Here is a 12,169-nt window from a genome sequence, read left to right on the forward strand (position 1 = left end):
TTATGTACCTAATGAAGTTGATGTTAGTTACTGGTTAAGCTTAAAACGCATAAGCCATACCAATCGAAGCCGCTACGCCTTCTTCGTCATAAAAATTGATGTTTGAGTCTTTCTCGCTATAGGTGGCCATGGCGGTAAACGTGGTATTTTCCCAATCAAAGGGCTCACTGTAACTATAGAAGGCAAACACACCAAACTCGTTGTCTTTACGAACCTTATTAAACACAGGATGGCGCTCGTCATAATTAGCTTGGCCGACCAAGACACTGGTGGCGAGATAGCTTCTTTCACTAATCAGAGTAAGCAGAGGTAATTGTAATTCCACATTGTCATAACGCATGGCTTTACCTTTTGCATCACCTAGGGTGTAAGTTAATCCCGGTTGGATCACTATCCCTTCGCTTATTTCAAATGCATATTCAACATAGGCTTGATGATAATGGCTATCTCGCACTAATAAAGCTTGTTGCTCAGGAGTGAGATTTAATGGGTCGCTGTAACCACTGCGCTCTTTGTCGTACTCGGCTTCAGCCCAGCTGTATCGAACTTTTAACGGCAGCGAGAACAGGTTCTCAAAGCTCATTCTTAAGCCTTGTGACTTGACATCGGTTTTACGTCTTTTTTGGTTAACTAGAAAAGGGTCTTGCCACGCATCGGATACAGAGAGTAGCGGCACATAAGCAAGCGAGAAAACGGTGCCATTATCAAATTCCTGACTGACGCCGAGTTCAACTTTAAAGTCACCTAAGACGACGTCATCTTCACTGTTACCAAGGTAAAATTGCGTTTTTTTATTTGATAAGGTGTATGAAAGCCGACCTAACACAAAGGCATCAATGCCACTGAGGCTGTGGCCGTTATTGTTTAAATCCTTGGTGATCGCATTTTTCTTATCCGTATTAAGTTGTGATGAAACCTCGCCAGCACCGATATTAAGATTTAATACAAAATCAAACCCCGGCTCTTTGGCTAAATCAGCAAAAGCTAACGTTGGAGCAAGGGTAAGTGTGCTTGCAGTCAGTGCTAAACAAAGTGATTTACAAATTCTAGATGCTTTGAACTTGGCGTGATTGCTCATGATAATGCCCTGTCATGGTGTAAGAGTTCCAATTAAGATGAAGCAAGGGCGAGGTAAAGTCTGTCAAAGAGTTGGAGGAAAAAGTCAAAATTTGTAAGTAATTGTTTTCCCTTTAGGCGTTATTCAATTTACTGAATTGAGTCGCCGCTATTGCTGGCGTAGCTTGACTACGGCTTTTTTCAAGTTAGTCGCATCATTACAATTTTTTACAAATTATCCTGCCTAACAGACTGAATTAAATATTTCATTAACATATAATTTTCACTTCTTTAGTTAATCATTTAAATGGAAGTAAATGACAACACTCCAAGGGATGGTCATGTTACTGCTGGCATTATTGATATTGCCAGTACTTGCTCATGCAGATAGCCCCTCCGACATAGAGCAACAAGAGACGTCCTTTTGGGATGACTTGCGCTGGGACGTGAGTGCTGGCGTTGGCGTCGACTTTAGTCACGATATTCTCGCGGTGGATGACGAACGAAATATCGGTGTTTTTGTCGATGTTAATTTGTCTCTGGAATATAAGAACTTCTACTTTGATGTTCAGCGCAGTAATTTGCCCGGCGGCGCCTTTATGGGCTACCAACTGTGGCAAGGCCCAGATTGGCAAATTGACCTAGTAGGGGGAACCTACACCACGGGGTTTGATGAAAGTGGTAATTTTTACACTAAAAAGGCTGGCCTTCGCTTAGCGGGTATCTCAGAGCGTGATGATGATTTTAACGTGGGGCTTAAGTTAGCTCGTCAATTTCAACATCTGGACTTTAGCTCAGAGCTAGTTAATGACATTAGCTCTGCCCACGGTTCTTGGATGTGGCGAACCGTGGTCAGTAAAGCTATTCCACTGGGTAACTGGGATCTCCGTGGTGGGTTTGGGTTTGATGTCTACTCAGCTCAATTAGCAAATTACTATTATGGCGTCAGCGCAGCAGAGGCCAATGACTATCGCCCTCAATACCAACCTGGCATCTCATTTGGTGGCTATGTCATGCTGGTGGCGGAATATCCCATCACTGAAAACTGGGTGTTCAATAGCGGCGCTTTGTTTGGCTTGGCCTCTCCCAGTATTTATAACAGCCCAATAACGAATAGTGATGTAAAAAGCGTCGGATATTTGGGGGTTAAATATGTCTTTTAATCCTCTTACTACGCTGATAACAGGCGTTTGGTTGTTGGTCTGGTTAATTCCTGTTTTGACTTTCGCACAGTCATTAAACGAACAGCTTGATTTACATGTAAAACCAGAGAAATGCGTGGCGTTGCGTGAAGGTCGTGATTGCTTAGCTGAGCTGACGTTTCAATGGCATGCCAAAGTGCCTGGGGATTATTGCTTGGTTGAGCAGGATAGTTTTGAAGTGCTGAGATGCTGGGAGCAGAGCACGCAAGGTGAATATCAGTTTAAATTTACCGGACAACAGACTACGCAATATAACTTGGTGGAAAAAGGTCAGCGTCATATCTTGGTTTCAACTCAGGTAGAAGTGAGCTGGGTGTATAAAACTAAAAATAAGAAGCGCCGTTGGCGTTTATTTTAGGAGGGGCCATGGAAAATCAAACGCATATATTGGTCGTTGAAGACGATATTTCATTGGCGCAATGGATCATTGAGTATCTAGATAATCAAGGTTTTAGCACCGCTCATTTAGGTCGAGGCGATGAAGTTATCGCATATATTAAAGCGCACCAAGTTGACTTGGTGTTGCTTGACTTAATGTTACCTGGCTTAGATGGACATCAAGTTTGTAAGCAATTAAGAACGTTTTATAGTGCCCCGATTATTATGTTAACGGCGCGTGATGACGAGTTTGATGAGGTACTCGGCTTGGAGCTCGGCGCCAACGATTATCTATTGAAACCCGTTCGGCCCCGTGCGTTATTAACGCGTATTCGTTCTGAATTACAAAAATACCAACAAGCTCAGGTTAGCTTAGGTCAACAGCAGTTGCAGCAGAGCTGTTCGCAACTGGTGTTTGGCTCGTTATTACTGGATGAAAAATCGCAACGGGCGGATTTCGCTGAGCAGGATTTGAATCTAACCACCACCGAGTTTGAGTTACTCTGGTTATTGGCGAGCTCAGCTGGGCAAGTGTTGGATCGTGATACTGTGTTTAAGAAAATGAAAGGATGGGAGTATGACGGCTTAGATAGGCGCATTGATGTACTCGTGTCTAGCTTACGTCGCAAAGTTGGGGATAGCCAAGGAAAAGCAAAGCGCATCAAAACGGTTTGGGGAAAGGGATATTTGTTTGTTGCTGATGCTTGGGAATAGGCATGCGTCGACTTTATTTAAGTTTAGTTGTGATGGCCTTGGCATCCTTGTTTTTTTTAGGCTGGACCTTAGATCAGTTTCAGGACAGTGATGCTGAACCCGTTTATCAGAGTGAATACCAAATTTATTTTGATTTAATGGAAGGATTTGCAAAACAAGCCGAGCGACTTTCAACCCTTAAGTTAGCAGAGCAAGTCAGTGCTTGGCAGCAGCTTTATCAATTACCTATTACCTTACATCACATTAATGAATTGGCTCTCCCTGCTGAATTAGAACAACAACTACTGGCTTATGGCGGGTTGTTGTTAGAGTCGGATCAACGGCCTTATTTGGTGCGCTCCTTGAACGCTCATCCAGAGCATCAGTTATATCTTGATTTACCTAAGGTCGCTTCTCATTCAACCTTAGATCTTGGTTTAACCTTGGCGTTTTATATTGGCGCTGGCTTACTGATGGCACTTTGGTTGTTGCCACTAACGCGGCGATTGAGCTTGATCCACAAGATGGCCACGGAGTTTGGTAAAGGTAATTTAGCCAGTCGGGTGCCGCCCAGTCGGTTTTCATATATTCATTGGTTGGAGGGGAGCTTTAACCGCATGGCCGCGCAAATAGAGCAACTGATTGCAGAAAATCGCATGTTAGCCAGCGGCCTCTCCCATGACTTACGAACCCCCTTGGCTTGCTTGCGATTTGGGATTGATGCGGCTCTTGATGCACCAACGCCAGAGCAAAAAGATGCCATGCTACTTCGGATGGAGCAAGATTTAGATCAAATGGAGCAGATGGTCACGGCGTTTTTGGATTTTGCGGGCTTAGAGAAAAAGCGCGAACAACTGCAACAAACTTGGTGTTCTCTTGATGAGCTAGCCGATGATATTGAACGTCAAGCGCAAGTACTGGCCAAGCAGCAAAACAAGACCTTTACTGTGATTAATCATAGCCAAGGGGGAGGGGTATGTGCCGATAAGGTTTGGTTAACCCGCGCGGTACTAAACATAGTGGCGAATGGGGTGCGCTTTGCCCAACACCAAGTTGAGCTTAGGATATCAGTGCAGGGCGCATTTTTGTTATTAACCATAGAAGATGACGGTCCGGGGATCCCCGTGGCTAATTGGCAGCAGGTGTTCAAACCTTTTGTTCGATTAGAGGCAACCCGAAATCGAGAGCAAGGCCACTATGGCTTAGGCTTAGCCATAGCGCAAAAAGTGTGTGAATGGCATGGTGGCGAGATTAAATTGCAGCAGCCGAAGTACTTATCGGGCTGCTGCTTTTGTCTTATGATTGAAGCTGTTAGCTAATTATTAAGGCAATTTCCTTAGAAGGTATAAGCCATACCCGCAGCAACGCTGAGCATATTCGATTCGTAAAAGCGAATGTTTGAGCTGGTATCAGTCCATGCGCCAAACAAGGTAAAGCTCGCATTTTGCCAGTTAAATGGGGCTTTATAGCTATAAAAAGCAAATGCTCCCCAGTTATCATCTTTTTGCTTGCGGTCAAATATAGGGTTGGTTTTGTCATGCTCTGCGTGGCTGTAGAATAAATTACCCGCGATCCTGTGCTTCCCCTGCATTTTTACTAAACTTAAGCGTGTGCCGTATTCGTCATAACTCATCGCCTCGCCTTTAGCGTCGCCTCGGGTATAGGTTAGCGCTGGCTCAAAAAACAATCCGTTGCCCAAGGGGACTAACATTTCTAGGCTGCCTCTATGATAGTCGCTATCACGGCGTAAGGTGCGAAGCTCGGCTTCTGATAAAGCAAGACTTTGACCACTTAACTCATGATCTAAGTCGTTTTTGGCATAGCCGTATTTGACGCTAAATAAGCTACCTGCAATATTTTCCCAAGCAAACCTTAAGCCTTGTGTGTCTTGATCGGTTTTTTGTCGTTCTTGATTTTGTAAGTAAGGATCTTTCCAGGTTTTTTGAAAGCTCGGCAATAATGGGATCCATGCTAAGGTCACCGTACTGCCGCTGGCAAGTTGGTGTTTACCGCCTAACTCTAACTGGAATTGGCCTTGGGATACGTTTTCTAAACTGTTACCGACAAATAGCTGAGTTTTTAAATCGGCAAAGGTATAGTCCAATCTGGCTAAGGGGAAGACGATGGCGGAATCGACTTCTTGACCATTATTATTTAGGTCTCGCGTCACCTTGTTGTCACTGTCGGTGCTCATTTGTGATTGTGAATGAATAAAGCCTGCATTAACGTTTAAGGTAAATTTCCAGCCCGCTTCGTCAGCCATAGGACGTGCGAAAGAGTGAGGCAAATAACTCACACAGGCAATGAGTAATGCCAGTTTAGTGGACCGATGTAGCATAGGAGACATCCTTGTTAATGATTAAATTCAAGTAATAGAAAGTTGTTGGTTAACAGTATAGTGATATTAAAATCAATCTAAAGTATAGCTTGCTGATCTATAACGATGTTGCCTTCTCTTTGGCTCATTTTTGCAGGTGCTAGAATCAAATTTCTTGTCTCCATTGGTTTTTAGCTAAGGCAATTGGCATTTTGCATGGGCTGACTTAATTTCACTGCAAAACAAAATTGATAGAGCCAATCTGGATGGAATAATTGCGCCAAAGGCTGGTTTGGCGATAAACAAAGTTGTTGAACTAACCTATCTTGGCGCTCAAGTAGATCTATTTGAAACTGCTTGGTTACTTGCGGTGTGTCATGGGGAATGTAAACCGAGCCGACGATTTCAGGTTGCTGATGTATGGTTTGCCAACTGAGGCTAGTGGTCAGCTGAAAAATGTTACTGGGCAAGGCGCGAAACAGGGAAATCAATAAGGACTTTTGCCACTTATTTAACGGCTGTGTGGCGTGCATAAAGACACCATTGCCACATAGTAAGATGGCAATGGCACTGGACACCAGTAAGGTAAAGTGGGCTAATGTTTCCGATTCAACCAATGCCGATGAAGGCTTAGTTTCTTCCTGCGCTGAGACCACTTTGCCAAGGCAATAGACTCCCTTGCCTTGGTAATAATGAGTAACCTTAACCAGCCCATTAAGATGATTGGTTGACGGGGTTAATTTGATTTCGGCTAGGGTACAAAAATAATCACATATTCGACTAATATCATCGACCGCCTCTGATTCTTGTTCGGTTAGCTTTAACGCAGCCAAGTGATGCGGGATTTCACTCATCCAATGACGAAAAATATGGCACCTTTCTAGCTGCGGCTGATTACGCCAATGATTTAGCGATTGGTTTAGTGCTTGCCAGCGTTTTGGCATAACGTTGACTCCATTTGGCTATAGGCGAGACAGGCTAGCTCATCATAGAGCATGGCATGATAAGCCGCTATTGATAGGCTATGGCTTTGATTTATGAGCAGGTGACGGCCTAGTATGCCGTGCTCTAACTGGCGTAATCGTGCTTGATGTTGGCTATGAATGGCGCAATAACCTTTGCTGTTAACGCTATTGATGTCATCAATTAGCTTGGGGATTGCGTTGCTTGAATAGCAATAGATATGCAGCACTGGCCCATCAATTTCTGGCTTAATGTGCTTGATATCCTTTACCTCAAATAAGCTGGGTGCAACATGATAACCATTGAGGTCATGTGCCATCGGCGTTTGCCGGATTAAGTTGGCGTGCTTGCTAAGCTGTTCAGCATATTGAACAAATTCAGCCACTTTAGTCGACTCTAATAGTGGGCCAATACAGCTTTGATCCAATTCATTATTTGCGATATCTAATTCGATCATAGCATTGCTGAGTAAATAGATTAACTTTTCGGCTATTTCTTGCTCAACACAAATTAGTTTCAAGCTTGTGGGTGACTGGCCAGCTAAATCAAACGCTAAGGTTAAGATAATCGGAATCAATCTGTCGAAAGCCGCAGAACTATCGATAATCATCGTATTCATCGTTGTGCCAGAGAGTTGCAATTGAATACTGGACTTAAGGCTTTGTTTTATTTTATGTATCTTTCGACATTGTGTTTCATTCATTGATCCACTAATTCCACTTAGCTCAGCTATACAGCGAGTGGGCATAGGCAGGCTCCAAGCCGGATCGCTAATAATTAAATGCAAGCATGCTGGCGGTATGCCGTGGTGTAAAAACAGGCTGACTATCTGTGCACTGATCTGCGCTGTTATTGGCGAGGCCGCTACTATCACGGTATTGCCGCAAATAAGTGCTGCTGCGAGTTGTTGTAACAAGGTGATCAGGGGATGAATAGGGGTCGCACAACAGAGCCAGATCCCGCGGCCTTGTCTTTGCCAATGATAAGGTGTGGTATCTGCTAGGCTGATTTCTTGTTGATTAAACACATCATCGGCTTGCTTGATAACTTGTTCAAATAGCTTAATGGCTTGCTTAAGCTCGTTTTCAGCGGCAAAAAGATGTTGGCCTGTACTTAGAATATAAAGGGGAAGCAGTTGAGGTGCGTTGGAAATTAGTATTGGCGTCAACTCGGTTAATAATTGCTTGCGTTGCTCAAAGGAGCTGTGTTGCCAGTCCTTATAGCCTTGCTTTGCGGCGTCGATGGCTAAGTGACAGTCGGCTTGGCTGGCAAACAGCAGCTGAGTATAAGTTTCATCGAGCGCGTTTGGCCGCCATTGTGGCTGAGGTAATTCTCTCGCGCCAGGCTCATCATGTTTATCGATAAATGGGGACTTACCGTTGATCAACGAGCTAGAGTGATATATCTGATTTAGGTAAGGATCAATCTTTCGCAACCATTGTGAGAGCACCTGTTGGCAGGCAAGATTTAAGCTAAATGGGGTATCAAGGGGAGAAAAAGTTAGGCGTTCACTTGTCTTCAGTTTGGCATATTTATCTATGGGGTGCTCGATAAGCTCACTTAAAGGCTGTTGTTGAGTCTGAAGGTGGGGCTGAAAGCCAGGTTGACTGGCAAATTCAAGTAACCGACGCAAGATAAATGGGACCAACTTTTGCTGAGGGCCAAAGGCGGCCAACACACAGATATTGGGGTGAGGATACAGGCTATAAAGTGGCTCTCCCATGCCGTACACTCTTTGTAGTTTTATGGGATGCTGGTTGGCCATCACTTCCAGCGCTGCGACCGTATAGGGATTATGAGTAGCAAACTCAGCCTTAAGGTACGGGGTAACATAACTGGATAACAACCACCTTGCACAGCAGAGAAAACTAATATCGGTGGCGGCTTGGCTAGTGAAAACAGGAGCAGCACTCAGGCCATTTAGTTGGCATTGCCTGATATCTTCACTGCCATAAGCGCCCTTGACTAAACGGATTAGAATGCTTGTTTGGTTTTTTTTAGCTAACACGGCCAACCAGCCTAAACAGGCTAAGCTGCGCTTAGAGTTGGCTTGAACGGCAATACCCAATTTGTCCCAACCGCGCAGAGCAGGATGAGTAAATAGACGTTCAAACACGGTTAAGCAAAGCTCCATTTTGGTCGCGGTTTCAGCATCGATATAAACCGCCACATCTAAGGCTTTTGCCAGCTCCAACAATGGTTGCAAGGTGGCGACTAATTCTGCCGTTGTCCGTTGGCGATAGCGATAATCAAATTGCGGTTGTAAAACAGACAACCTGATGGAAATGCTGTGGTGTTGGCCATGGTTTCTATTGTGATGAGCAATATGGTGAATGGCTTGGATATATTGATTTTTTGCCTGTTGAACTTGTTGGTTAATCAAGGCTGATTCGGTTAAATAATCAAATGAAAAATCCACTTGAGTCGATATATGTTTGGGGTGAGCTTGGCTAAGGCTTACTTCTAATGCTTGCTCTATGGTGCTGCCCATAATGTACTGCTCGGCTATCATTTTGATGGCTTTATTTAATGCCTTGCGCACCATGGGCTCGGTTAGATGACTGATAAGGTGCTTAACTCCTTGCTTCATTGTCATTTTTTGGTCGGCTTGTGTGGTAAGCCGACCGGTTAGAAGTAAGGCCCAAGTCGACGCATTGACTAAAAATGAATCGGAGTTTTTGAGATGTTTACTCCAGTTAATCTGACTAAGTCGCTCGCGCAATAAGCCGTCTAAGCTGGCGGGATCTGAAATGCGCAGTAGGGATTCAGCTAAACACAGCAGCAATATCCCTTCTTGGGTGCTTAGACTGTATTCTTCTAGAAAGGCTTGAGCGAGGCTTTTTTGACTATTATCCGCTCGTACTTTGGCAATAATATTGGCCGCTAGCTGGGTTGTTTTAGACATTTCCCAACTACTGATACTGGCATAATTTTGCATTTGCAAAATCAGGGGATGCTCTTGGCATAGGTAATGATCAGCCAGATCACGCCACAGCGTTTGCGCTGAGCATTCAAGTATCGAAGGCGAGAAATAATCGTCCACTTTTAGCATTCATCTCTCCCATCGTTTATTGCTCGCTATAAGTTTAGTCAGAGATTGCTATTTTTTTCGCAAAAGATGAAATAATTGACAGAAAACCAAGGAGTTAATCAAGGCGTTAATCAAGGAGTTAATCAGGAAGTGGGTTAACAGGCGGATATTGAAGGAGAGTAAGCGCCACCTGAAGTGGCGCGAGAAAATTATGCTTTATTATTTTTAGCTTTTTTTGCCCAGTCTGGTTTGCCTTTGTTCTTTTTGGCTTTGGCTTTTTCCTTGGGAGCCGATTTTTTATTATCAACCTTAGTGACAGGGCGCTTTTTCTTGCTGGGTATTGCGGCTTCTTTATTTTTTGGTCGCAGTGAGTCAATCACTCGGCGTTTTAGAGGCTCTTTCATGTAACGCTCTACCTTGCCTAGCATTTCCATGTCATGGGCTTCGATCAACGAGATGGCGGTGCCTTTACGACCACCGCGTGCGGTACGGCCAATGCGATGCAAGTAGATATCGGCCGTTCTTGGCATGTCGAAGTTGATTACATGGCTGATTTCTGGAACGTCAATGCCGCGCGCCGCGACATCGGTTGCCACCAGTACATTCACTTTACCGGTTTTAAAGCGCATGATAGCCGTGGTGCGTTTGGATTGCTCCATTTCACCGCGCAAGAAACAACACTTGATGCCAGCTTCTTCTAATTTAGTGACCAAACTTGTCAGGCGTTCACGGGTTTTAACAAACACGATTGCATGGGTGACTTCTGGTTTTTGTAATGTTGCCTTAAGCAGTTCAAATTTATGTTCAATATTGTCGGCAAGGTGCACCCACTGGATAATTTTGCCTCGTTCACTACGCGGCGCTGCAGCGGTAATACTGACCGGCTCTTTAAGCACTTTGGCGGCAAATTGAGTTAACCCTTTACCTTCCAAGGTTGCAGAAAATAAAAAGGTTTGTTTACGCCAACGCGCTTCCTCGGCAATGCGTTCCATGGTGCCAATAAAGCCCATATCTAACATGCGATCGGCTTCATCTAAGGTCAGGATTTCTATTTCACGACAGTCAAAGGCTTCTTGCTCTATGTATTCCATTAAGCGCCCAGGCGTGGCCACCACCAGATCCATGTTTTTGGTGAGCACATCTTCTTGGGTCTGATAGCTGATACCACCAATAATCGCACCGACTTTTAATGGTGTGTCTTGACATAATTTGGTGGCTTCAACTTGAATTTGTACGGCAAGCTCACGCGTCGGGGTTAAAATCAACACTCGCGGAGAGCCTGGCTTACGGCGAGGGAAATTCAGCATGTGCTCGATGGCAGGCAGTAAGAACGCTAGGGTTTTACCCGTTCCTGTTGGTGAGCTTGCCATTAGATCACGGCCATCAAGTGCATGCGGGATGGCTTCTTGTTGAATAGTAGTCGGCTTATCTAAACCCATTCGGGTCAATGCATCAACGAGTGTAGGATCTAACTCTAGATCGGCAAAAGACATAATGATTTCCAGTGTAACTAAATTAGCAGGGGATTATAGTGGATTCCCACTGCCTTGGGTATAGGTGTTATTTCAATAAGCAAAGAGTATAGTTGGCATTTTTGTGCTGAGGAGGGGGCATGAAGAGGCAAGGCTTTAGCTTTAAGCGTTTTCATATAGAGCATGATTTGTGCGCGATGAAGGTGGGCACGGATGGGATTTTACTGGGCGCTTGGGCCAAGGTTGACGGCGCTCAACGGGTGTTAGATATAGGCACAGGATCAGGCTTGATCGCCTTACAAATTGCCCAGCGCAGCGAACAACATTGTCACATCACTGCACTTGAAATTGATCCACAAGCTGCGCAACAAGCTAAGGCCAATGTAGCAGCAAGTCCTTGGCCAGATAAAGTGTCGGTTATCGAGCAAAGCGTTCAGCAATTTGCAGCGGCCTCGAATCAGCAATATGACGTTATTGTCTCTAATCCGCCATATTTTCCTGCTGGCCAAGTGTTAGCTTGTCAAGCTCGCGCAACGGCGCGCCACACAGGCAGCTTAAGCAAAATGGATTTGCTCACCGCGATTGAGCAGTTACTCACGCCGACTGGGCGCTGTGATATGGTGCTCCCTTATGATGTTGCACTTGATTATATTGCGACAGCAACGTCGCTCGGTTTGCATCTACACGAGCGTGTTGATGTCGTGACTAAAGCCAATAAGCCTCCTCATAGAATGCTGTTTAGCCTTAGCAAAACAGCGCACAAGGGGGCGCACTCTCAGCTCACGATTCATCATCAAGAGGGTGGTTATTCATCTGAGTACATTGCGCTTACTAGCGATTTCTATCTTAAAATGCCTTAGCTTCGGTTTTATATTGTGTAACTTTTGATCTTGATTAGGTTTTATTCGGACTAGGTGAAACTAGGTATTTTAAGTGGGGGCGGGTTGCTTTATCCTGTTGCGAAAAAATAAAACAACAGACTAATTATCCAATCTTTTAATTATTATATAGTTGATTGTTTGGTTTTTAGTGTTGATATAAATAGACAGGACACACA

The 12,169-nt window shown here is 44.5% G+C and carries 10 protein-coding genes; 5 read left to right on the forward strand and 5 right to left on the reverse strand.

Annotation, left to right across the window (positions count from 1 at the left end; translation table 11 throughout):
- Positions 1–40: 40 nt before the first annotated feature.
- Entirely contained in the window at positions 41–1,078 is a 1,038-nt protein-coding gene (locus tag ACK8OT_RS09305; protein ID WP_410196234.1) for a DUF2860 family protein, read from the reverse strand.
- A gap of 295 nt (positions 1,079–1,373) precedes the next feature.
- On the opposite strand from ACK8OT_RS09305, the gene ACK8OT_RS09310 reads away from it, so the two are divergent.
- The 4 genes from ACK8OT_RS09310 to ACK8OT_RS09325 are packed head-to-tail and all read left to right on the forward strand — an operon-like array spanning position 1,374 to position 4,648.
- Positions 1,374–2,219, forward strand: a complete 846-nt coding sequence (locus ACK8OT_RS09310) for a MipA/OmpV family protein (protein ID WP_410196235.1) — start codon at positions 1,374–1,376, stop codon at positions 2,217–2,219.
- The gene (locus tag ACK8OT_RS09315) at positions 2,209–2,616 is read left to right on the forward strand and encodes a DUF3019 domain-containing protein (protein WP_410196236.1); all 408 of its coding nucleotides are present in this window, start codon (positions 2,209–2,211) and stop codon (positions 2,614–2,616) included. The genes ACK8OT_RS09310 and ACK8OT_RS09315 overlap by 11 nt, the downstream gene beginning before the upstream one ends.
- 8 nt (positions 2,617–2,624) lie before the next feature.
- Complete coding sequence (locus tag ACK8OT_RS09320; protein ID WP_410196237.1) at positions 2,625–3,350, forward strand: response regulator; 726 nt, start codon at positions 2,625–2,627, stop codon at positions 3,348–3,350.
- A 2-nt stretch (positions 3,351–3,352) separates the two neighbouring features.
- Positions 3,353–4,648 carry a sensor histidine kinase gene (locus tag ACK8OT_RS09325; RefSeq protein WP_410196238.1) on the forward strand — a complete coding sequence of 432 codons (1,296 nt, stop codon included), beginning with the start codon at positions 3,353–3,355 and terminating at the stop codon, positions 4,646–4,648.
- Positions 4,649–4,665: 17 nt separating this feature from the next.
- On the opposite strand, the gene ACK8OT_RS09330 is transcribed toward ACK8OT_RS09325, so the two are convergent.
- The 4 genes from ACK8OT_RS09330 to srmB form a co-directional block, all read right to left on the reverse strand.
- Positions 4,666–5,667 (reverse strand): DUF2860 domain-containing protein, encoded by a 1,002-nt coding sequence (locus ACK8OT_RS09330; protein ID WP_410196239.1) that lies wholly within the window; start codon positions 5,665–5,667, stop codon positions 4,666–4,668.
- Positions 5,668–5,837: 170 nt separating this feature from the next.
- The gene (locus tag ACK8OT_RS09335; protein WP_410196240.1) at positions 5,838–6,590 is read right to left on the reverse strand and encodes a hypothetical protein; all 753 of its coding nucleotides are present in this window, start codon (positions 6,588–6,590) and stop codon (positions 5,838–5,840) included.
- The gene (locus tag ACK8OT_RS09340; protein WP_410196241.1) at positions 6,566–9,661 is read right to left on the reverse strand and encodes a proline dehydrogenase family protein; all 3,096 of its coding nucleotides are present in this window, start codon (positions 9,659–9,661) and stop codon (positions 6,566–6,568) included. The genes ACK8OT_RS09335 and ACK8OT_RS09340 overlap by 25 nt, the downstream gene beginning before the upstream one ends.
- 188 nt (positions 9,662–9,849) lie before the next feature.
- The gene (gene srmB, locus ACK8OT_RS09345) at positions 9,850–11,133 is read right to left on the reverse strand and encodes an ATP-dependent RNA helicase SrmB (RefSeq protein ID WP_410196242.1); all 1,284 of its coding nucleotides are present in this window, start codon (positions 11,131–11,133) and stop codon (positions 9,850–9,852) included.
- A 119-nt stretch (positions 11,134–11,252) separates the two neighbouring features.
- Between srmB and ACK8OT_RS09350 the strand changes: the two genes are divergently transcribed.
- Complete coding sequence (locus tag ACK8OT_RS09350; RefSeq protein ID WP_410196243.1) at positions 11,253–11,972, forward strand: tRNA1(Val) (adenine(37)-N6)-methyltransferase; 720 nt, start codon at positions 11,253–11,255, stop codon at positions 11,970–11,972.
- The last annotated feature ends 197 nt before the right edge of the window (positions 11,973–12,169 follow it).

It is taken from the genome of Motilimonas thetidivivens (genome assembly GCF_046452435.1).
Lineage (GTDB): Bacteria > Pseudomonadota > Gammaproteobacteria > Enterobacterales > CBDFNC01 > Motilimonas.